Below are 22,565 nucleotides of genomic sequence, written 5' to 3'. Positions count from 1 at the left end.
TTACAAACTAATTCGTCGACTATGACACACTGTTGAGTTCTCAAGAATCAGACGCACACCGTGATCCGGGCTTTTCGGCCCTTTTCTGCGGCGACTGGTTAAACTTAGCGGATTCGTATTCCGAGTGCAAACTCGGGCTATTTCATCCTGTTCTCGGCGCGACAAAGTTCCCGCCGATTTCTGTGGCCGCTGTTGCGCGCACACTTTCATCGGGGAGATGACGTGCTGAGAGGTGGTCTGCCCGGGGCCGGTGGCCCGACCTCGCGGTCTTGCCTCCCGCCGCTCCCTGGCGACTCGGAGAACATTATGGGGTTCGGGCGCAGAGTTCAAATCGAGTAAACGTGACCCCGGCCACAACAGCGTTTCCGCAGGTCAGAGGCGGTTTGGCTGCGACACGGCGGTGAGTCCACGCGTGTCGGCCGCGGTCCGGCAGCCGGCCAGGCGCAGCGCTTCCACGCTCTGAGCGCGCAGCGCGGCGTGCCAACGGGCCACGCCTGGGGTGCCGTCGACGAGCGCGAGCAGCGGTGACCGGCCGAAGAAGACGGCGTCGGCACCGAGGGCCAGGGCGGCCAGCACGTCGAGGCCGGCGCGTACTCCCCCGTCGACGTACACCTGCGCCCGGTCGCCGACGGCGGCGGCGACCGACGGCAGGCAGGACGCGGTGCTCGCCGCTCGGTCGAGCTGGCGACCGCCGTGGTTGGAGACCCAGACGGCGGAGGCACCTGCCTGGACGGCGCGCAGTGCGTCCTCCGAGCGGAGCACTCCCTTCACCACGACCGGCAGCCCGGTGCGGTCGGCGAGCCAGCCGATGTCGTGGGGACCGAGGTCGAGCGCCTTCTCGGCGCCAGGCTGGGCGTCGTACCCCGGCTCGAAGTTCACCCGGAGCAGCGCCGGGTCGACGGTGTCCCACACGACGTCGGTGCCGGGCGTGGCGTACTTGGTGCCGACGACCGGGGTGTCGACGGTGAGGACGACGGCCCCGGCGCCGGCCGCGACGGCCCGCTCGAGCAGCGGCTCGGCGAGGGTGCGGTCCGCGGGGAGGTAGATCTGCAGCCACCAGTCGGCGCCCGTCTCCGCGATCTCGGCGAACGGCGTGCCCGCGTTGCTCGACACCACCATCACCGTGCCGGCGTCCGCGGCGGCACGCGCCATCGCCACCTCACCGTCAGGGTGGACGGCGCGCTGGAGGGTGGTCGGCGCGATGCCCCAGGGGGCCTCGACGGTCCGGCCGAGCAGGTCGGTCGAGAGGTCCACGTGGGTGACGTCGTGCAGGACGCGGGGGCGGAAGCGGATGTCGCCCCACGCCGCGATCGCCTCGCCCGTGGTCACCGAGTCACGGGCGCCCTGGACGAGGTACTCGAGGACCGGTGCAGGCAGGACGGCGCGGGCGCGCTCCTCCAGGGAGCCCAGCCAGCGCGCGTCCGCCTCCATGGGTGCTAGCGGACCTCGACGCCCGCGAAGTTCTTCTTGCCGCGGCGCAGCACCAGCCAGCTGCCGCCGATCAGGTCGTCCTGCGACGGCACCTGCTCGGGGTCCTCGACCCGCACGTTGTTGAGGTAGGCGCCGCCCTCGGAGACGGTGCGCCGCGCCTCGCCCTTGCTCTTGGCCAGGCCGGTCGCGACCATCAGGTCGACGACGCTCGGCAGCTCCTCGTCGCCGTCCACCACGGTGGAGCCGGCCTCACGCAGCGCGGCGCCGAGGGTGGTCGTGCTGAGCCCGGTCAGGTCGCCGCCGCCGAACAGCGCGGCGGACGCCTCCTTGATCCGCTCGGTCTCCTCGGCCCCGTGCACGAGGGTGGTGACCTGCTCGGCGAGCGCGCGCTGGCCGGCACGGAGGAACGGCTTCTCGGCGTGCTGCGCCTCGAGCTCCTCGATCTCGGCGCGGCTCAGGAACGTGAAGATGCGGAGCAGCTCGCCGACCTTCTCGTCCTCGACGTTCAGCCAGAACTGGAAGAAGGAGTACGGCGACATCATCTCGGGGTCGAGCCACAGGGCGCCGCCCTCGGTCTTGCCGTACTTCGTGCCGTCGGTCTTGGTGACCAGGGGCGTCGCGAACGCGTGCGCCTTGCCGCTGTCGGAGCGCCGGATCAGCTCGACGCCGCCGGTGAGGTTGCCCCACTGGTCGGAGCCGCCGAACTGCAGGGTCACGCCGTGGTCGCGGTAGAGGTTGAGGAAGTCCATCGACTGCAGCAGCACGTAGCTGAACTCGGTGTAGCTGATGCCGGCCTCGAGACGGCTCTTCACCACGTCGCGGGCGAGCATCCGGTTCACCGGGAAGTGCTTGCCGACGTCGCGCAGGAAGTCGATGGTCGACAGGCTGGCGGTCCAGTCGTAGTTGTTGACCATGGTGGCGGCGTTCTCGCCCTCGAACGACAGGAACGGCTCGATCTGGCGACGGACCCGCTCGACCCAGTCCTTGACGGTGTCGAGCGTGTTGAGGCTGCGCTCCCCGGAGTCCTTCGGGTCGCCGATCATGCCGGTCGCGCCGCCGACGAGGGCGTACGGCGTGTGACCGGCGTTCTGCAGCCGCTTGGCCGTGAGGATCTGGACCAGGTTGCCCATGTGCAGGCTGGGCGCGGTCGGGTCGAAGCCCACATAGAACCGGACGCTCCCCCCGGCGAACGCCTCGCGCAGTGCGTCGAGGTCCGTCGAGTGCGCGATCAGGCCGCGCCACTCGAGGTCGTCGAGAAGGGTGGGGTCGACGGTCACGATGTGCCTTTCTGGGTACGGAGGTGCGGACCAAGCCTGCCATGTGCGTCACTGACTAGGCTCGCCGGATTGTGGGAAGAGACGTGGAGTGATCGCAGAGAGGTACACGCTCGGGCGGGAGATCGGGCGTGGCGGGATGGGTGCGGTGTGGCTCGGCCACGACGAGGTGCTCGGGCGCGAGGTCGCGCTCAAGCAGGTCGGCATGACCCCCGGAGCCAGCTCCCCCGACCTCCAGCGCGCCGAGCGCGAGGCGCGCCTCGCGGCCCGGCTCAACCACCCGCACGTCGTGGCGATCTACGACCTGGTCACCGAGGGCGACCAGCAGTGGCTCGTCATGGAGTACGTCGAGGGCAGCACGCTGGCCGCGCTGGTGCGGGAAGAGGGCGTGCTGACGCCCGCGCAGGCCGCCCCGATCCTGCTGCAGGCCGCCGACGCGCTCACCGCGGCGCACGCGGCGGGGATCGTGCACCGTGACGTGAAGCCGTCGAACATCCTGGTCACGCCGGACGGGCAGGTGAAGCTGTCCGACTTCGGGATCGCCCGCGCCGAGGCGGACGCGTCCCTGACCCAGACCGGGCTGGTGACCGGGTCGCCGGCGTACCTCTCCCCGGAGGTGGCGTCGGGCCAGTTCGCCACCGACGCCAGCGACGTCTGGTCCCTGGGCGCCACGCTCTACCACGCGCTCGCCGGGCACCCGCCGTACGAAGTGGGCGGCAACGTGCTGGGCGCGATGTACCGGATCGTGCACGAGGAGCCGCCTCGGCTGGTCAACGCCGGCTGGCTGGCGCCGCTGCTCGACCACACCATGTGCCGCGAGCCCGAGGGCCGCTGGTCGATGGCGCAGGTCCGTGACTTCCTGGCGGCCGGTCCGGGCACGCGGGTCGCCGCGGAGCCGGAGCCGACGCAGCTGATCGCTCCGCTGCCGGTCGAGCCGTTGCCGGCAGCGCCGGAGCGCGAACGCCGGGCGCTCCCCGTCGCCCTGGTGGTCGGCGCCGTGGTCGTGGTGCTGCTGCTCGGATGGCTGGCGTACTCCGTCGGGCGCGGTGACGACGACGGCGGCCAGCAGGCCGAGAGGCCCCGGACGTCCCCGAGCCAGAGCCGGACGTCGACCGCCCCGGAGCCGACTCCGGAGGTCACCGCGGCAGGCATGGAGACGTTCATCCGCGACTACCTCACGATGGTCACGACGGACACGAAGTCGGCGTACGAGGAGCTGACGCCGGAGTTCCAGGCCGCCAGCGGCAACTACGGCGGCTACAAGGGCTTCTGGAAGACCATTGAAAACGCTCAGGTTCTGTCCGTAAATGCCGATCCGGAGTCTCGGCGAGTCACGTACACCGTGGAGTACGTGCGCAACGACGGAACCTCCACGACCGACGAGGTCACGCTGCAGCTCGAGGGCACCGACGGGGCGTACCTCATCTCCGACGAGGCCTGACGTCACACTTATCGTTGGGTTCGGGAGGTTGTTCCATGGAGCTGGCGGCTCTGTACCGGGACATCGTCGAGAAGTCCCCGGACGCGATGTGGGTCTACGACCACGACGGTCGCACGATCTACGCCAACCCCGCCCTGCGCGCCCTCTTCGGTGCCGGCGAGGAGGAGATGAAGCAGCTCACGGTCTTCGACTCCCTCGACGACGCGGGCAAGGTGCACTTCGCCGCCCACCTCGCCGACCTGCGCGCCGGGCGCGTCAACCAGAGCGACGTCGAGACCCAGTTCGTGCGGCGTGACGGCTCGGTCGTCTGGGTGCTGATCAGCGAGACCGAGCTGCGCGGACCCGACGGTGAGTTCATCGGCGTCCTCAACCGGCTCAGCGACTACAGCGACCGGCGCGCCAACCTCGACAACCTCGCCACCGCGCGGAGGCGCCTGGACGAGGCGCAGCGGATCGCCCGGATGGGCAGCTGGGAGTGGGAGATCCGTGAGGACCGGGTGTGGGGATCCAAGGGACTGCGCGCGCTCTACGGCCTGAGTGCTGATGCGTTCCCGGCGACGTACGCCGACTTCCTCGAGATGGTGCACGAGGAGGACCGCGGGACGATCGACGCGGTCGTGCGCGAGGCGATCGCGACCGCCGGCGAGTTCAAGATCGCCGGCCGGATCCGGACGCAGAGCGACACCTGGGTGTGGACCCGGATCCGCGGCGAGTGCCAGACCGACCTGGACGGTGCCGTCGTCAGCATGTCCGGCACGCACCAGGACATCACCGAGACCAAGCTCGCCGACCTCGCCCTGGAGGACCAGGTCCGGCAGAACGCGCTGCTGCAGGCGATCGCCAGCGCCGCGAACGAGGCGACCACGCTGGTCGAGGTCCTCCGCTCCGCCCGTGACCTGGCCCTGGTCCACGACGACTGGGAACGCGCTCGCGGCTTCGTCCCGGACGAGACCCAGGACGGCCTGGTCGCGCTCTACACCTCCGACGAGGACCGTACGTCGGACCTCCAGGATCCCGAGCCGGCCGCGATGGAGCACGCGCTGGCCGAGCGCGCCTACCGCACCGGCGAACTGGTGTGGGACGACAAGAAGCTGACGATCGCGTTCCCGGTGTCGTACGCCGGCCGGATCTACGGCGTCGCCACGATCACGTCCGCTCCCCCGCTGTACCGCTACGAGCTGATCGAGTCGATGGTGCGCCAGGTCGCGGTCCAGCTCGGCCGGGTCGCCGAGCGCGAGCAGGCGCAGCGCGAGCTCGCCGACGCGCGCGACGGCGCGATGGAGGCGTCGCGGCAGAAGTCGGAGTTCCTCGCGACGATGAGCCACGAGATCCGGACCCCGCTCAACGGTGTGATCGGGCTCAACGACCTGCTGCTGCGCAGCGCCCTCGACCCGGATCAGCTGCGCCTCGCCTCGGGCGTCCAGGTCGCCAGCCGGGCGCTGCTCAGCGTCATCAACGACATCCTCGACTTCTCGAAGATCGAGGCCGGCAAGCTCGAGCTCGAGCGGCTCGACTTCGAGATCCGGCCGGTGTTCGACCAGGTCGCGAGCGTGCTCGCCGAGGCGGCCCGCGCCAAGGGCCTCGAGCTGATCGTCTCCTGCCACCCCGACGTGCCGGAGATGCTGGCCGGCGACCCCACGCGGCTGGCGCAGGTGCTCACCAACCTGGGCTCGAACGCCGTGAAGTTCACGCAGGAGGGCGAGGTCTACATCCGCGCCACCACCGAGGCCACCGAGGACGGCCGGCACCGGTTGCACGTGACCGTCGCCGACACCGGCGTCGGCGTGCCCGAGGTCGACGTCGACCTGCTGTTCGAGGCGTTCACCCAGGCGGACGCGTCCACCACGCGCAAGTACGGCGGCACGGGGCTCGGGCTCGCGATCTGCCGCGAGATCGTCGACGCGCTCGGCGGCGAGATCGGTCTCGAGCCCAACCCGGGCGGCGGCAGCATCTTCTGGTTCACCGCGTTCTTCGAGGCTCCCGTCGGCTCGGCGGCCGATGCCAACGACGAGTTCGCCCGCCAGCACCTCGCCGGCCGCCGCGTCCTCGTGGTCGACGACAACGAGCACAACCGGCTGATCTTCCAGGAGCAGCTCGCCTGGTGGGGCGTCCGCTCGGACGCCGTCGTCAGCGCCGACGAGGCGGAGCTCGCCCTGCTCGGCGCGATGGGCATCGGCGACCCGTTCGAGGCCGTGCTGCTCGACATGTCGATGCCCGAGCGCGACGGCCTCGACCTCGCGCGCGCCGTGCACGCACGAGCGACGTACGACGGCCTGACGATGCTGATGCTGACCTCGGCGACCGTGCCCGAGGCCGAGGTGCTGCACGACGCGGGCATCGCGGAGTGCCTGACCAAGCCCGTGCTGTCGGGCGACCTGCGCAGCGTGCTGCTGCGTCACGTCGCCGGTGTCGAGCCGCGGGCGGCCGAGCAGCCGGCGGCGGCCGAGACCGCTGCGGCCGGCCGGGTGCTGGTGGTCGAGGACAACCCGGTCAACCAGCTGGTCGCGGTCGGGCTCCTCGAGGCGCTCGGGTACGACGCGACCACCGCCGACGACGGCGAGGACGCGCTCGTGCTCCTCGAGACCGAGACCTTCGACGTCGTGCTGATGGACGTGCAGATGCCGCGGCTGGACGGGTACGCCACCACCCGGGCGATCCGGGCGCGCGAGTGCGGAGGCGAACGACTCCCGGTGATCGCGATGACCGCGGCTGCCGTCGAAGGAGAGCGGGACCGCTGCCTGGCAGCGGGCATGGACGACTTCCTGACCAAACCGGTCAACCCCAGTGCGCTGGCCGCGATGGTCTCGCACTGGATCGGCGACGAAACCACCGAAGGAACCCGTAGCGTGATGACTGTGGACACCCCCAACAGCGGCGACGAGCGACTGGCCCGGCTGGCGCTGGAGCGGCTCGACGAGCTGCGCGACCTCGACCCGGGCAACACCACGTACCTGGACCGGGCGATCGGCAACTTCCTCGCCAACACCCCGGGGACGCTCGAGTCGATCCGCGCCGCGGCCGACGCCGGGGACGCCGAGACGCTCAAGCAGGTCGTCCACAAGCTCGCCGGCGGAGCGCTCAACCTCGGCGTCCAGGGTGCCGGGCGGACCGCCCAGGAGATCGAGCTGATCGCCGACACCGGCACGACCGACGGCACGGCCGAGCTGCTGGCCCAGCTCGAGGCCGAGCTGGAGCTCGGTCGCGAGTCGCTGCGCGCGTACCAGGAGACGTACTCCTCGGGTTCCCAGGCCTGAGGTTCCTCCGGCGAGGGTGCGGGGTAAAGGACCCCTATGAAGAGCATCCTCGCGATCATCGTCATCGCCTGGCTCGTGATCGGTGCCGCGGCTGCCCTGCAGCGCGGCTACTTCGGCGACGACCGGGACGTGAACTGCAAGACCGCCGGTGACACCGTGCTGACGATCCTCGCCGGCCCGCTCAACTACCTGGGCGCGAACCCGAAGGTCGACTGCGAGGTGAACGTGCCGCAGCCCTCGGAGTAGTGGTGTGGGGCGGGTGGGGCTCGAACCCACGACCCAAGGATTATGAGTCCTCTGCTCTGACCGACTGAGCTACCGCCCCTCGTGCGCGGCTGAGCCTACTGAAGGGACTCAGGTCTAGACCTCGGCGGCCGATGCAGAGGGTGATGAGCCCTCTGCTGCCGTTCTCGAGACGACCCGCTTCCCCCACGCCTACCGTCCGACGGGTGGGGACTCGAGGGACACGGGCGCGCCTGGCGCTCGGGATGACGGTGTGCGCGACGCTGGTCGCCACGATGCTGGCGACGACGGCTCCCGGCGGCGCCGCCGCGGCGGATGACCGCCCGGCCGAGCGCGGGATCGGGTCGCTGCTGGTGACCCCCGGCTCGCTGTTCATCGCGGGCCAGCAGCTCACCTTCGAGGGCGACCTCGGCGTGAGCGGCGTTCGCACGATCCACCTCGAGCAGCACATGGGCCGCATCGGTGACACCTGGGGTGTCGTCGAGGGCTTCAAGGCCAAGACGAAGCCGGACGGCTCCTTCAAGTTCACCTACCCGGCCCCGTCGATGTTCGACATCACGATGCGGGTGGCCGCCAAGGGCGCCTCGACGTCCGACTGGACGTTCGACGCGAAGTCGCAGGACCTCACGCTGTCGACGCCGAAGCTGCCCGGCCTGGACCCGAACGAGGTCCTGATGGGCGTGCCGTTCTCGATCCTCGTCGACACCACGCCGACGCTCGTCGGCCGCCCCGACCTGCCGCCGCCGCCGCTCCCGGGCCGCGTGCTCACCCTGCAGCGGCGCCTCGACGACAACAGCTGGCAGACCGTCGCCACCTCGGTGACCGGCCTGCTGGGCAACGGCGCGTTCCTGCCGACCGTCGCCGACCCCGGCTACGTCACCTACCGGGTCCGCCAGGAGGACTGGAACCTGACCGGCGACAAGGTCGGCTGGTACCCGTCGTTCCCCTTCACCGTCCGCGTCGTCGACCCGCTCAACCCCAACCGCGGCCGGCTCACGCCGGACTCGGCGCCCTCGCGCCCCGTCGACCGCGACGGCGAGGCGCCGACCACGCGTGGTGGCCAGACCGCCGCGAAGATCAACAAGTGGGGCGTCTCGCTGTGGGACTTCGCCTGGACGTACGGCGAGTCGCTGACCAGCAAGCCCGCGCGCGGCACCGACCGCAACGGCTGGTGGCTCGACTACTCCGACGGAGCGGGCCGGGTGTCCAAGCTCAACGGGCAGCTCGCGATCGACAGCGGCCGCAACTTCAAGGGCGCCGGTGACTTCGGCACCACGCGAGCGACGCTGCGCGAGAACCCGGCGACGTACGGCCGCTGGGAGACGGCGTTCCGCATCAAGCGCTTCGAGGCCGGCGCCGGCGACTACCACGCCGTGCTCGAGCTCGTTCCGGAGAAGGCGAGCGACTACCGCTGCGGGACCCGCAACATCACCGTCGCCGACGTCGACGCCGGCGGCAAGACGCTCGACATCGGCGTCCGCACGCCTCAGGGCCTCCAGTGGACGGCCACCCGCCCGATCGACATCGGCACCCGGTCCGCGGCGCTGGCGCTCGAGCTCGGCAAGCGGCACATCACGTGGTTCGTCGACGGCAAGGTCGTGGGCGCCCTCCGCGTGCGGGCCGCCATCCCGAAGGTCCCGATGACGCTGCGCCTCAGCCTGGTCGGCGACGGGGACGAGGAGATGAACCACACCCAGCTCCTCTCCGACTGGGAGCGCGGCTGGTCGCTGGACCGCGGCAAGCAGATCACCAAGGGCGCGCCGCTCAAGAAGAGCTCGTACGACGCGACCTGCTGATCACGGTGCGGGTGGCGTCAACACCCGCAGCTGCAGCATCGCGACGAAGCGCGCCTCGGGGTCGCCGAGGTTGATCTCGCCTACCTCCGCGACCCGGCGCAGCCGGTAGCGGAACGTGTTGGGGTGCACGTAGAGCGCCTCGGACGCCGCGATCACGTCGCCGAACGCGTCCAGCCACGCCTGCAGCGTCTGCACGAGGAAGCTGTTGTGCTGGCGGTCGTACTCCATCAGCTTCGCCAGCGAGCCGGTCGGCTTGTCGCCGCGGGCGGCGACCATGTCGCGCAGCTCGAGCATCAGCGCCTCGACCTGGATGTCGGAGAGGCGCGCGACCCGACGCTCGCCGCGGCTCCCGCGGAGCACCCGCAGCGCGCGGTCGGTGCTGGCCCGGGAGAACGCGAGCCCGGCGAGGTCGTGGGCGACCGGGCCGATGCCGAGCACCGGCCGGTGCCGGTCCCCCACCCGGTCGAGGAAGTCGTGGGCGATCCGGACCGCGCGCTCCTCGCCGTCCTCGGCGGGGCCGGCGACCGGCACCAGGCCGTAGGTGACGCCACCGACCAAGGCGGCCGCGGAGCGCGGGTGGACCGCGCTGAGGTGCATGGCGAACGCGTCGCTCAACCGCTGCCGCTCGTGCTCGGAAGCGGCGCCGTCGCCGCCCTCGTCGTCGGCTTCGGAGACCGCGACGCCGAGGACCAGCAGCGGCTGGCCGGCGAGACCGAGCCGCTCCAGCGCCTCGCGTCCGCCGGCGCCACCCTCGAGCGCGGAGCTCAGCAGGTCGGCGCGCAGCCGGCGTTGTACGTCGGCGCCGGCGCGCACGCGGAGCAGGTGCAGCGCGACCAGCTTGGCCGCGTCGCAGAGCGCCTCGGTGCGCTCCTCGCTGAGCGGGCCGGGGACCGCGGCCCAGATCGAGCCGAGCACCTCGTCGCCGGCGCGCACCGCGACGGCCACGCGCGGCATCGAGAAGGCGTCGGTCCCCTCGCCTGCCGGCTCGATGAAGATGGGGCGGTCGGTGCGGTGCAGGTCGCGGAACACCCCACGCTCGTTGAGGATCCGGGAGTACCGCTCGGGCACCTGGCGGCCCAGGATGGTCTCGACGCGGGACGGGTCGGCCTCGTCCTGGCGGCCGGAGAAGGCGAGGACGCGCGAGCTGCGGTCCTCGATGGTGATCGGCGCGTCCAGCAGGGAGGCGATCGCGTTGGCGACAGCGAACAGGTCACCGGACGGGAGCCCGCCCAGCGACTCGGGCTCGGCGACGCCGACGTCGCCCTCGGCGAGCAGGGAGCGCAGCATCGCGGCCAGGTGCGCCCAGGGCGCGCCGCGGCTGAGGCCGAGCAGCGCCACGCCGGCGTGGTCGGCGGCCGAGCGGACCTCGGGCGTCAGCTGGACCGGAGCGCGCAGCACCAGACCGGCGGCGTCCTGCTGGCCGAGCTCGACGAGCAGCTCGACGACCCGCTCGGGCTCGTCGACGCCGACACCGAGGACCAACGCGTCGCGTGGCAGCACCGGGGCGTCGACCGGGTCGTGGATGACCACGCCGCCGATGTCCTCCGCGCGCTCCGGATCGCCGTGCACCAGGTCGAGCAGGGTGGCCCCGAGGTCGTCGAGGACCCGGCCGAGACTGGCGCGCGGCCGCGAGTTCGGGGCCTGGGTCATGGCGGTCAGCACACTCCGACGGTAGGCGGGACCGTGCCAGCCTACTTCGTCGGCGACCACCAGATCAGGCGCCGCGTTCGTCTCTTACGACAGCGGCAGCCACTCGGCCGAGGTGGTCACCTCGTCGAGCCGGTCCTGCACCACGGACACACCGAGGCCGGGGCCGGTCGGCACCTCCAGGTGACCGTCGGCGAGGACGAACGGCTCGGTGATGTCGGCCGCGTAGTACCGCCCCGAGCCGGAGGTGTCGCCCGGCAGCGTGAAGCCCGGCAGCGCCGCCAGCGCGACGTTCGCGGCCCGGCCGAGGCCGGTCTCGAGCATGCCGCCGCACCAGACCGGGACGCCGTTCGCGACGCACACGTCGTGGATCTTGCGGGCCTCGAGGTAGCCGCCGACACGGCCCGGCTTGATGTTCACGATCGACGTCGCACCGAGCCGGATCGCGGCCGCCGCGGCCTGGGCCGAGACGATCGACTCGTCGAGGCACACCGGGGTCCTGATCAGCTTCGCGAGGTCGGCGTGGCCGAGCACGTCCTCCTCCTCGAGCGGCTGCTCGATCAGCAGCAGGTCGAACGGGTCCAGCTTCGCGAGGTGGCGCGCGTCGGCGAGCGTGTACGCCGTGTTCGCGTCGACCTGGAGCAGCACGTCGTCGCCGTACGCCTCCCGGACCGCGCGGACCGGCTCGACGTCCCAGCCGGGCTCGATCTTGAGCTTGATCCGGACGTAGCCCTCGTCGAGGTAGCCGCCGACCGCGTCGAGCAGCGCCGGGATGCTGTCCATGATGCCGACCGACACACCGCACGGCACCCGCTCGTGGACGGCGCCGAGCTCGCGCGCGAACGAACGACCCTGGGTGCGCAGCTCGGCGTCGAGGACGCCCATCTCCAGCGCGGACTTGGCCATCCGGTGGCCCTTGAACGGGTGCAGCACCTGCGCGACCCGGTGCGCGTCGAGCGGGCCCGCGGCGGCGAGCGCCGGCACGAAGAAGCGGCGCAGCACGTCGGCGGCGGCGTCGTTGTACTCGGACGAGTAGAGCGGGTCGGCCATCGCGACGCACTCGCCCCAGCCCTCGGCCTCGTCGGTGACGATCCGCAGCAGCATCAGCTCGCGGGCGGTCTGGGTCCCGAACGACGTCCGGAACGGCGACACCAGCGGCATCGAGACGCGACGGAGCTCGACTCCGGTCAACTTCATGAAGGCACTCCACTCACAGGGGTCCGGCGGACGACGTACCAACCGTCGCGGTCGAACCCGCTGATCCGGGCGCCGTCGGCGACCAGCTCGGTGAGGACGTCGCGTACGGCGACCCGCCACTGCTGGGCGAGCGCGGGGTCGGAGAGGCGCAGCGCCGCGATGTCCGGCGGCACGGCGACGAGCGAGGTGGCGGCGTCGAGCCGCCCGGGGGCCGGCCGGCCGTCGGCCGAGACGCCGAGCGCGACGGCGCCGCCGGCGGCGAGCTCGTCGGCGACGTGCGACGGGGTGCTGCCGCCGTCGCAGGCGACGACGACCGCGGGGTCGAGCAGCCGCCACTTGATCAGCAGCCGGTCGGAGTCGTCCTGGCCGTTGATGGTGTCGAGCATCGGGCCGTAGAAGTTCGGCAGGTACTCCACCGGTCGGGCGCCGAGCTTGACCACGTTGAAGTAGGCGTTGCGGCTGACCAGCGGGTCGAACGTCCAGGCGATCTCGGAGACGCCGCGCAGCAGCGCCCACGCGCGCTGGTGCAGCTTGAGCGCGAAGCCCACGTGCCGGCCCATCCCCCGCGACGAGACGCCCGCGATGTGGCTGTGCAGCGCGTCCTCCGACGGGGCGTGGAAGAAGCCGACGCACGCACCGACCAGGGTGCCGTCCTCGTCGTACGCACCACCGACGTAGTTGCCGGCCTTGGTGAACGCGCGCAGCAGCTCGATGCTCACCGGCGGGTTGCCGCCGCGGCCCCAGATGGTCGCGTACAGCTGGACGACGGCGTTCAGCTCGGCGAGGTCGGTGACCTCGCGCACCGACACCCCGGCCGCGAGCGCGGCGGCGTCGGCGGCCTGGACGGCGCGGTCGAGGTCGCCCTCGACGCGGGGGGTGGTCAGGTTGCTCACGACACCCATGCTGGTGCGGTTCTCCTGGCGCGTCATGGTCGCTGCGCACCAGTCGGTTGAGGCACGTTCGTCGCCGAGGACTGGTCGGCGAGCAGGTCCGCGACGAGGGCCGCGAGCAGCAGGGTGCGGCCCGGGAGCTCCTCGACCAGCACGTGTTCGGTGGCCGCGTGCGCGCCGCCGCCAACCGCGCCGAGGCCGTCCAGCGTGGGCGTGCCGACGCCGGCGGTGAAGTTGCCGTCCGACGCGCCACCGACGGCCGCGGAGCCGGGCACCGGCTGGCCGAGACGTACGGCGAGCCGGCCGATGCGCTCGTACAGCGCGGCCGAGGCCGCGGCCTCGAGCGGCGGCCGGTTCGGGCCGCCGTGGATCTCGATCTCCGCACCGGGGAGCGCCGGGCGCAGCGACTGCATCGCGGCGTCCACGCGCTCCTGCTCGGCGATGGTGCGCACGCGCACGTCGACCGCGAACGAGCCGCTCGCGGGCACGGTGTTGGTGGTGGTCCCGGTGCCGGACGCGGTCGGCGTCACGGTGGTGCCGAGGTCGTGGCGGCCCAGCGCCGCGACGTCCAGCACCTGGTGCGCGAGCTCGACGGTCGCGTTGACCCCGCGCTCGGGCTCCAGCCCGGCGTGCGCGGCGCGGCCCACCAACCGCACGTCGTACAGGGAGACACCCTTGCGCTCGGTCTTGAGCAGGCCTCCGTCAGCGGACGCCTCGAGCACCAGCGCGGCGTCGAGACCGCGGGCCTCGTCCTCGATCAGCGCACGCGAGGTCGGCGAGCCGAGCTCCTCGTCGCCGGTCACCAGGATCGTGACGCCGTCGGTGTCGTCGAGCGAGGCGACCGCGTGGAACGCCATCACCAGGCCGGCCTTCATGTCGAAGCAGCCGGGGCCGCGCAGCACGCCGTCCTCGACCGAGAACGGGTGCGTCGCCAGCGAGCCCATCGGCCAGACCGTGTCGTGGTGGCCGAGCACCAGGACGCGGGCAGGCCCGTCCCCCAGCCGCCACAGCAGGTGCGTGACGCCGTCGAGGACGATCCGCTCCGGCTCGACGCCGAGGCGGGCGCTCCCGACCCGCGCGACCACCTCGGCGGAGCGAGCCACCGCCTCGTGGTCGGCCGAGGGCGACTCGCACTCGACCAGCTCGCGCAGGTCGGCGAGCAGCAGGGACAGGTCCATCAGTCCACCCGCGGGGTGGCGCGCACGCCGAAGTGGACGTAGCGCTCGCCGGTCGGCAGCTCGTAGAACGTGACCGGCGCCCAGGTCTCCGCCTCCGGCGGCTTCACCGCGAACAGCGCGGGGCCGACCGGGACGAGCGGGTACTCGTCGACCGGGTCCGGGACCATCTCGGCGAGGGGGCCGAGGACCGTGGTCCGCAGGGTCGGGCCGTCGTCGCCCACGAAGACCTCCATGCGCACCGACGAGCGGGCGTAGGTGCCGACGTACGGCGCGACGTCGACCTCGACCGGCTCGGCCGGCGGGGCGAACGGCTGCGACATCTCGACGCCGGCGACGTCCCAGAAGATCTCGCGGTAGAGGTCCTGGTAGAGGTCGCGGGTGTTGCCGCCGTTGCAGAGCAGCGCCACTGCGACTGCCCCGTTGTCGGCAGTCTCCGGGAGGATCCGCAGGAAGCCGGCCTGACCGAGGGTGTTGCCGTCGTGGCCGATCAGCCGCGACCCGTTCCAGCCGAAGCGGATCCAGCCGAGGCCCCAGGAGTCGCCGAGGATGTACTTGTCGGGCAGGTCCGCGTGGTGCTGCGCCATCGCGTCGACGGACTCCGCCGACAGCACCCGGATGCCGTCGGGCGCGAGGCCGCCGTCCAGGTGCAGCTTCGCGAAGCCGAGCACGTCGCGGGTCGTCGACTTGATCAGACCGGCGGGGCCGGTCGAGCGCGGCAGGTCCCAGACGGGCGTGGGCACCTGCTCGCCGTTCGCCTCGACGTGGCCGACCGCGGCGCCGAACAGGATCGCCTCCTCGGCGAGCGTGCAGGTGCTGTCCAGTCCGAGTGGCGTGAAGAGCATGTCCTTCATCGCCTGGTCCCACGTCTTGTCGGTGAGCTTCTCGATCACGCGGCCGAGCAGCGACCAGCCGGAGTTGCAGTAGGACCAGGTGGCGCCCAGCGGGTGGTTCTGGGCGACATCGGCGAGCAGCGCGGCGTACTTCTCGAGGTTGTCGTCGCCGCGGCCGGTGTCGGTGAACACGTCGCCGTCGATGCCGCTGGTGTGCGTCAGCAGGTGCCAGATCGTCAGCTGCTTCGTCACGTCGGGTTCGGAGAGCTGGAGCTCGGGGATCACCTCGACGACCGGGGTGTCGAGCGCGACCTTGCCCTGGTCGACGAGCTGCATGACGACGGTCGCCGTCCAGACCTTGCTGATCGAGCCGATCTGGAAGACCGAGTCCTTCGTGGCCGGCTGGCCGGTCCGCTTGTTCAGCGTGCCGGTCGCGACCTCGACGATCTCGTCGCCGGCGAGGATGCCGAGCTGCGCGCCGGGCACCTTGTGCTTCTCGGCGAGCTCGTCGAGGCGCTCCTGCCAGTGGGCGAGGTCGAGGTTGGACGTGGTCATCAGAGGCTCCCCTTGGATTGGCTCTGCCCGGGTACGGCGGCGAGCAGTGTGCGGGTGTAGTCGTGGTCGGGATCGGAGAGCACGTGCCCGGTGGGGCCCTGCTCGACGATCCGGCCGTGGTGCATGACCGCGACGTGGGATGCCACGTAGCGGACGACGGCGAGGTTGTGCGAGATGAAGAGGATCGTGAGGCCGAGCTCGCGCTGGAGCTCGCGCACCAGGTTGAGGACGGCTCCCTGGATGGAGACGTCGAGGGCCGAGGTGATCTCGTCGGCGACGATCACCTCCGGCTTGCCGGCGAGGGCTCGGGCGAGCGCGACGCGCTGGCGCTGGCCGCCGGACAGGGCGGCCGGCCGCATCGCGAGCCGGTCGGGGTCGAGGTGCACGAGCTCGAGCAGCCGCTCGACCTCGGTGCGCCGCTCGGCGCGGGACAGGCCCGGCGGGATCGCCTCCGCGACGCTCTCGCCGATGCTCATCCGCGGGTCGAGCGAGGAGTACGGGTCCTGGAACACCATCTGGAGCGGACGGCGCCGGCCGCGGGTCGGGACCGGCTTCCCGTCGAGCAGGATCGTGCCGGAGTCGACCGGGGCGAGCCCGACCGCAGCGCGCGCCAGCGTGGACTTGCCGGAGCCGGACTCCCCCACCAGGCCCAGCACCTGGCCGGACGGGACGGTCAGGCTGACGTCGTCCACGGCGGTGGTGCTGCCGTAGCGGACGGTGACGTTGTCGAAGCGGAGCTCGCTCATGACGCCTCGGCCTCCTCGAGCTCGCGATCCTCGATCTCCAGCGGGAGCGGCTCCCCCGCGTGCCAGCAGGCGACCCGGTGGCCGGCGGCGTCGGCGACCAGCGCCGGGTCCTCGGTGCGGCAGCGCGCCGAGGCCAGCGGGCAACGGGCGGCGTACGCGCAGCCCTCGGGCACGTCGGACGGGTCGACCGGCCGGCCCGGGATCACCGCGAGCGGCTGGTCCAGGTCGGTGTGCATGTCCGGTACGGCGGCCATCAGCGCGCGGGTGTAGGGGTGCTGCGCGGCGGCGAGGTCCGCGGCCCGCAGGTCCTCGACGATGCGGCCGGCGTACATCACCAGCACGCGGTCGCAGACCTCGCCGACGACGGTGACGTCGTGGCTGATCAGGATCAGCGCGACGTCATCGGCCTCGCGGATCGACGCGAGCAGGTCGAGCACCTGCTGCTGCACGGTGACGTCGAGTGCGGTGGTCGGCTCGTCGGCGACGATCAGCGCCGGGGTGCCCATCAGGCCCATGCCGATCATCGCGCGCTGGCGCATGCCACCCGAGAACTCGTGCGGGTACTGGTGCGCGCGCTTCTCCGGCTCGGTGATCCGCACCGAGCGCAGCCGGTCGACAGCGCGCTCGAGTGCGTCCTTCTTGCTCAGGCCCTGGTGGTGCCGGGAGGACTCGGCCAGCTGGCGGCCCATCCGCTGGGTCGGGTTGAACGACGTCATCGGATCCTGGAACACCATCGCCAACGAGGTGCCGAGCATCTGCCGCTGCGCCTTGGAGTCCGCGGCGCGCAGGTCGTCGCCGAGCAGCTCGAGCCGGTCCGCCTCGACGCGGCCCGAGTCGTCGACCAGCCGCGAGATCGCCAGCGCGGTCAGGGACTTGCCGGACCCCGACTCCCCCACGACGCCGATCGCCTCACCCCGGCGTACGGCGAAGGAGATGCCGCGCACCGGCCGGATCGGGCCGCGGACGCCGGGGAACGTGACGCGCAGGTTGCGCACGTCGAGGACCACGTCGTCCGTGGAGTGGCGGGTGTCCTCGACCGGCTCGACGTCGTCGAGGTGCGCGGCGACCGAGGGCAGCTTGGGGATGCCGCCGACCACGCCGACGCCGAGAGCCTTGGCGACGGACTCACCGAACAGGTTGAACGCGAGCCCGGCGATGATCACCGCGAAGCCCGGCACGAGCGCGGCCCAGGGGTTCACGTAGATCGACGAGATGCCGTCGAAGAGCAGCCGGCCCCAGTCGTACGTGGGCTGCTGGACGCCGAGGCCGAGGAACGACAGGCCGGCGAACGCCAGCAGGGCACCGCCGGCGCTGATGGTGGCATTGACGGCGAGCGGCTCCCCGATGTTCGGGAGCACGTGTCGCAGCAGGATGCGGAGCCGGCCGACGCCGGCCACCTGGGCGGCGGCCACGAAGTCACGAGCGGCGATGCCGGCGACCAGCGTCTGGGTGAGGCGGCCGAACGCCGGCGCCCCCGCCATGCCGATCGCCAGCACCGCGCCCGTCGCCCCCACGCCGAAGATCACCGCGAAGAAGAGTGCGAGCAGGATGCCCGGGAAAGCGACTGCGATGTTGATGCCGGCGTTCACCAGCCGACCACCGCGCCGGCCGAGCAGGAACGCCGCGGTCCCGAGGAGCAGCCCGACGACGACCGCGATCGCGGTCGCGGCCAGCGCCAGCTCGACGGAGAGCCTGGTGGCGACCAGGGTCCGGTAGAAGATGTCGCGGCCGAGGTTGTCGGTGCCCGCCCAGTGCTCGGCGGACGGCGGCGCCAGGATGTTGCTGGTGTCGATGGCGTCGGCATCGTCGGTCCACAGGATCGGCGCGATCACGGCCAGGACCAGGACGCCGATCGTGAGCAGGGTCGCGGTGAGCCCGAGCGGCGTGCGCAGCACGCTCTTCAACTGACGCAAGGCTCAGTCCTCCCGGATCATCGAGCGGGGGTCGAGCAGCGCGAGCGCCACGTCGACGAGGGTGTTCACGATCAGCACGGTGGCGCCGTACACGATCACGATGGCCTGCACGACCTGGTAGTCCTTGTTGAGGATCGACGAGACGATCGTGCTGCCCAGGCCGGGCCAGGCGAAGACGTTCTCGACGAGCACCGTGGCCGCGACCATCGAGCCGAGGATCAGGCCACCCAGCGTGAGCGACGCGGTGAGCGCGTTCGGCAGGGCGTGTCCGAGGTAGAGGGAGCGCGCCGGGATCCGCTTGGCGCGGGCGGTGCGGATGAAGTCGGCCTCCAGCACCGCGACCATCTCGACCCGGATGATCCGGGACAGGATCGCGGCGGGGCCGATCATCAGCGCGAACACGGGCAGGATGTACGACGACGGGGTGTCGTTGCCCGCGACCGGGAGCCAACCGAGGCTGACCCCGAAGACGTAGACCAGGCCGACCGCGATGAGGAAGTCGGGGATGATCCCGATGATCACGCTCGTCGTCGTGAACCCGAGCTCGGTGCGCCGGCCGTGGCCGCGCCGGGTGAGCACGCCCATGGTGACGCCCAGCGGGACCGCGACCACGACCGCGCAGATGAAGGCGAGCAGCGCGAGCGAGAGCGTCGCCGGCAGCCGCTGCGCGACGATGTCCGACACGGGCAGCTGGGAGATCATCGAGGTGCCGAGGTCACCGGTGAAGAGGTTCTGCAGGTAGTGCCAGTACTGCACCAGGATCGGGTCGTCGAGACCCATCTCCTCGCGCTTCGCCGCGACCAGGGTGGCCGGCGCGGTCGGCCCGAGGGCCGCCCGCACCGGGTCACCCGGGATCAGGTGGATCATGAGGAACGACGCCGTGATCAGCACCCACAGGGACACCAGCAGGCGGCCGAGGCGTCGTACCCCGAACCGGACCCACGGGTGGGAGGTCACTCTCACCCGCGGGGCCGGGGCGACCGAGCTCGCCAAGGACATGCGTTACTCCCAGCTCAGTTCAGGGTCTTCACTCAGCCAGCATGCGGATGCTGGTGGGCATGAACGTTCCGGGGTAGTCGAACTCCGCGCCGTTGCCGAACGTCTTCACGACGTTGTTGGCGAAGGGCACGATGTCGGCGGCCGCAACCAGCTCCGACTCCGCGTCGAGCCAGGTGTCGCAGCCCTCGGTGCCGTTCATGGCGCTCGCGGCCTCGACACCCGAGGCGTAGTCGGCGTTGTCGATGCCCGAGAAGTTCGTGCCGCCGTCGGCCATGCCGGGACCGGACAGGAACGGGACCAGCTGGTCGGGGCTGTTGACGTTGAGCGGGACCCACGCGATGTCCCAGTCACCGGTGCCGAAGATCGCGCCCTGCAGCGCGGTCTCGTCGACGCCCTTGGCGGTCACGGTCGCACCCGCGGCCTCCCACTCCTGGACGGCGAGCTCGGCGGCCGCGGACACGGCCGCGCCAGCGGCGCTCGAGTACAGGAACGTGAGCTCCTTGCCGTCCAGCACGGCCTTGGCCGCGTCGACGTCCTGCGCCGGGAGCGAGCCGGAGATCGAGTCACCAGGGCACGCGGCCGGCTCCAGCGACGCGAAGGACGTGGCCAGGTGACCCTCGCCGGCGGTCGCCACCGAGGCGAGCTCGTTCCAGTCGATCGCCTGGGTCAGCGCCATCCGCACCTCGGCGTCGGCGGTCTCGTGGCCCTCGTTGTGGTTGTACCACTGCTCCCCGACCATCGCCTCGGTCTCCGTGTGGAACAGGCCCTGGGCGTCGAGACGCTTGGCGTCCGGGCCCTGGACCGTGACGGCGTTGACGTCGCCCGAGAGCAGCAGGTTCGCGGCGGTGCCCTCGTTCTCGACGATCTTCATCACGATGGTGTCGGGCATGCCCTCCTCCGCCGTGGTGGCACCCGCCGGACCCCAGGTGTAGCCGTCGCGGATCTGGTACGTGTAGTGGTCGCCCGGCGCGGCCTCGGTGAGCTCGTACGGGCCGCTGCCGACGGTGGAGTCGGCCAGCGCCGCGCGGTCCTTCATGCCGGCATCGCAGACGATCGGCAGGCTGGCGAGGCCGTTCAGCACGAACGGCGCAGGCGCGGCCAGCGTGATGGTCACCGTGCCGGCGGCGTCGTCGGCCTTGGCGGTCGCCCCGGCCGGGACGAACGTGCCGAGGTACGGGCTCTTGTTCTTGGGGTCGCCCACGTAGGCGAGGTTGTCCGCGACGGTCGTCGCCGTGAGGGCGCTGTCGTCGGAGCAGGTGACGCCGTCGTTCAGGGTCACCGTCACCGTGGTGCCGTCGACGGCCCACTCCTTGGCGAGCTGCGGCTGGACCTCACCGGTCTCGCCGTCGACCGAGAACAGGGTGTCGTAGGCGAGCTGGTTGACGGCGAACAGCTGGGTGCTGGCCGAGGACTGCGGGTCGAGCTTGCCCGGGTCGCCGGGCAGCGACATCGTGAACGTCCCACCGTCGACGTACTTGCTCGGGTCGCTCTTGTCGGTGTTCGAATCGGAGTCGCTGTCCCCGCCGCCGCAGGCGGCGAGGAAGGCGGCGGTCACGCAGAGGACTGCTGCGGATCGACCGAGGACGGTCAACTTCATGGCGGTTCCTGTCTCGTCGCGTTGTGCTGTGGCGGTGGGTGGAGCGGTGCTGCAGGGTTTGTCTCTCGGGGGAAGCTCAGGCGCCGGCGCGACGGATCGCGCGGCCGATGTGGAGGTAGAGCGCACGGCCCTCGCCGTCGTCGCCGAGGAACGCGTGCGGCATGTGCATGCCTCGCTCGGCCTCGGCCGGGATCAGGCTGTCGTCCTGGTAGAAGACGAGCTCCTTGCGCTCGGGCTGCTCGCCGAGCTCCTCGAAGAGGCCCTTCGGCACGGTCTCGATCCAGATCCGGCCGTCGTCGTCCTGGCTGACGTTGAGATCGAAGACCTCGGCCGAGTAGGTGCCGACGTACCGGCTCGCGTCGATCTTCTGCGGGTCGGCCGGCGGCTGCGGCAGGGCCGGCAGGCTGGTCTCGGTGAGCGCGCTGAACACGTGGTCGTAGAGGTCCTGGTAGAGCGAGAGGACGTCGCCGCCGTTGGTGAGCAGCGCGACCGCCACACCGGCCTCGGGGACGATGCGCAGGAACGCGTTCTGGCCGATCGTGCTGCCGTCGTGGCCGATGATCTCGCCGTCGGCGGTGTCGAAGCGCTCGAAGCCGAGGCCCCAGGACGTGCCCATCAGGCCGAGGTCGGGCAGCTCGACGGCCTTGGCGTGCATCCGGGCCGGGGTGCCGGGGGCCAGCACCTGGGTGCCGTCGGCGGCCTTCCCGTCGTGCATGTGCATCTGGGCGAAGGCGATCAGGTCGCGCGGGCGCATCGCGAGCATCGAGCCTGCCGGCGCGTTGGACCGGGCGAACGCCCAGATCGGGGCGGGCTGGTAGCCGGTGCCCGGCTCGAGCTCGACGTGGCCCATCGCGGCGCGGAACATGATCGCCTCGTACGGGTTGGTCGCCGCGTGGGTCAGCCCGAGCGGGGTGAACAGGTGCTCACGCAGGCAGGCGTCGTACGTCTTCCCGCGCAGCACCTCGACGAGGCGGCCGAGCACGCAGAAGCCGGCGTTGTTGTACGAGAACTGCTCCCCCACCGGGAACAGCTGCGGGACGTCGTGGAGGACGCCGAGGTACTTCTCCACGCAGTCGTCGCCGACGCCGGTGTCGGTGAAGATGTCGCCCTCGAAGCCGGAGGTGTGGGTGAGCAGGTGGCGCGCCGTGATGCGGGCCGCCGCGTCCTTGTCGCCGATCTCGAACTCGGGCAGGTAGGTCTGCACGGTGGCGTCGAGGTCGAGCTTGCCCTCGTCGACCAGCTGCATGACCAGCGTCGCGGTCCAGAGCTTGGTGATCGAGCCGATCTGGAACAGCGAGTCGGCCGTGGCCTCCACGCCGGTGCCCCGGTGGAGCACGCCCGCCGCCCCGTCGACGACCTCACCGTCGGCGAGGACGGCCCACGCCACGCCCGGCACCTGGTACTTCTCGACCAGGGCGGGCAGCTGCTCGTTGATCCAGGCCTCGACCGCGCGCAGTGTGCTCATGCCCACACGGTAGGAACGGCGGCCTCGACGCAGTTCGTCGTCCGGAACAACACGGACCCGCTCCGTCCGTTCGGACGGACAGTCCGAGATCACGACGGGGTAACGGACT

General features: G+C 71.5%; 16 protein-coding genes and 1 tRNA gene. 4 read left to right on the top strand and 13 right to left on the bottom strand.

The features are described from left to right. Positions 1 to 372: 372 nt before the first annotated feature. Both MJ604_RS22835 and tyrS read right to left on the bottom strand, forming a co-directional pair. Positions 373 to 1,431: an alpha-hydroxy-acid oxidizing protein gene (locus MJ604_RS22835; RefSeq protein WP_243061025.1), complete on the bottom strand. Its 1,059-nt coding sequence runs from the start codon at positions 1,429 to 1,431 to the stop codon at positions 373 to 375. A gap of 5 nt (positions 1,432 to 1,436) precedes the next feature. Next, entirely contained in the window at positions 1,437 to 2,708 is a 1,272-nt protein-coding gene (tyrS, locus tag MJ604_RS22830; protein ID WP_243061024.1) for a tyrosine--tRNA ligase, read from the bottom strand. An 88-nt stretch (positions 2,709 to 2,796) separates the two neighbouring features. Here tyrS and MJ604_RS22825 point away from each other — a divergent pair, with 88 nt between their 5' ends. From MJ604_RS22825 to MJ604_RS22815, 3 genes are read left to right on the top strand one after another with little or no spacing between them, the layout of a single operon-like run. Further along, complete coding sequence (locus tag MJ604_RS22825) at positions 2,797 to 4,146, top strand: serine/threonine-protein kinase (protein WP_243061023.1); 1,350 nt, start codon at positions 2,797 to 2,799, stop codon at positions 4,144 to 4,146. Positions 4,147 to 4,181: 35 nt separating this feature from the next. After that, positions 4,182 to 7,400 (top strand): response regulator, encoded by a 3,219-nt coding sequence (locus MJ604_RS22820; RefSeq protein WP_243061022.1) that lies wholly within the window; start codon positions 4,182 to 4,184, stop codon positions 7,398 to 7,400. A gap of 36 nt (positions 7,401 to 7,436) precedes the next feature. After that, on the top strand, positions 7,437 to 7,646 hold the full coding sequence (locus MJ604_RS22815; protein WP_243061021.1) for a hypothetical protein: 210 nt from the start codon (positions 7,437 to 7,439) through the stop codon (positions 7,644 to 7,646). 5 nt (positions 7,647 to 7,651) lie between these two features. Here the strand turns inward: MJ604_RS22815 and MJ604_RS22810 are convergent. Next, positions 7,652 to 7,725, bottom strand: a tRNA-Ile gene (locus MJ604_RS22810). Between the two features lie 124 nt (positions 7,726 to 7,849). Here MJ604_RS22810 and MJ604_RS22805 point away from each other — a divergent pair. Further along, entirely contained in the window at positions 7,850 to 9,439 is a 1,590-nt protein-coding gene (locus MJ604_RS22805) for a hypothetical protein (RefSeq protein WP_243061020.1), read from the top strand. On the opposite strand, the gene MJ604_RS22800 is transcribed toward MJ604_RS22805, so the two are convergent. The 10 genes from MJ604_RS22800 to MJ604_RS22755 form a co-directional block, all read right to left on the bottom strand. Beyond that, on the bottom strand, positions 9,440 to 11,101 hold the full coding sequence (locus MJ604_RS22800; RefSeq protein ID WP_243061019.1) for a CdaR family transcriptional regulator: 1,662 nt from the start codon (positions 11,099 to 11,101) through the stop codon (positions 9,440 to 9,442). Positions 11,102 to 11,173: 72 nt separating this feature from the next. Continuing rightward, positions 11,174 to 12,283 carry an o-succinylbenzoate synthase gene (gene menC, locus MJ604_RS22795; RefSeq protein ID WP_243061018.1) on the bottom strand — a complete coding sequence of 370 codons (1,110 nt, stop codon included), beginning with the start codon at positions 12,281 to 12,283 and terminating at the stop codon, positions 11,174 to 11,176. After that, on the bottom strand, positions 12,280 to 13,185 hold the full coding sequence (locus tag MJ604_RS22790; RefSeq protein ID WP_374458369.1) for a GNAT family N-acetyltransferase: 906 nt from the start codon (positions 13,183 to 13,185) through the stop codon (positions 12,280 to 12,282). Before MJ604_RS22790 ends, menC begins: the two co-directional genes overlap by 4 nt. Before the next feature lie 23 nt (positions 13,186 to 13,208). Further along, positions 13,209 to 14,351: a M20/M25/M40 family metallo-hydrolase gene (locus MJ604_RS22785; RefSeq protein WP_243061016.1), complete on the bottom strand. Its 1,143-nt coding sequence runs from the start codon at positions 14,349 to 14,351 to the stop codon at positions 13,209 to 13,211. Then, on the bottom strand, positions 14,351 to 15,736 hold the full coding sequence (locus MJ604_RS22780; protein WP_243061015.1) for a serine hydrolase: 1,386 nt from the start codon (positions 15,734 to 15,736) through the stop codon (positions 14,351 to 14,353). The genes MJ604_RS22785 and MJ604_RS22780 overlap by 1 nt, the downstream gene beginning before the upstream one ends. After that, the gene (locus MJ604_RS22775) at positions 15,736 to 16,482 is read right to left on the bottom strand and encodes an ABC transporter ATP-binding protein (RefSeq protein WP_243061014.1); all 747 of its coding nucleotides are present in this window, start codon (positions 16,480 to 16,482) and stop codon (positions 15,736 to 15,738) included. Before MJ604_RS22775 ends, MJ604_RS22780 begins: the two co-directional genes overlap by 1 nt. After that, entirely contained in the window at positions 16,479 to 18,395 is a 1,917-nt protein-coding gene (locus MJ604_RS22770) for a dipeptide/oligopeptide/nickel ABC transporter permease/ATP-binding protein (protein WP_243061013.1), read from the bottom strand. The genes MJ604_RS22775 and MJ604_RS22770 overlap by 4 nt, the downstream gene beginning before the upstream one ends. 3 nt (positions 18,396 to 18,398) lie before the next feature. Next, entirely contained in the window at positions 18,399 to 19,394 is a 996-nt protein-coding gene (locus tag MJ604_RS22765) for an ABC transporter permease (RefSeq protein WP_243061012.1), read from the bottom strand. Between the two features lie 28 nt (positions 19,395 to 19,422). Next, entirely contained in the window at positions 19,423 to 20,991 is a 1,569-nt protein-coding gene (locus MJ604_RS22760) for an ABC transporter substrate-binding protein (RefSeq protein ID WP_243061011.1), read from the bottom strand. A 76-nt stretch (positions 20,992 to 21,067) separates the two neighbouring features. Then, positions 21,068 to 22,456: a serine hydrolase gene (locus MJ604_RS22755; protein ID WP_243061010.1), complete on the bottom strand. Its 1,389-nt coding sequence runs from the start codon at positions 22,454 to 22,456 to the stop codon at positions 21,068 to 21,070. Between the last annotated feature and the right edge of the window lie 109 nt (positions 22,457 to 22,565).

The organism is Nocardioides sp. SR21 (assembly GCF_022761125.1).
Taxonomy (GTDB): domain Bacteria; phylum Actinomycetota; class Actinomycetes; order Propionibacteriales; family Nocardioidaceae; genus Nocardioides.
This window is presented reverse-complemented; position numbering and strand designations above follow the sequence as displayed.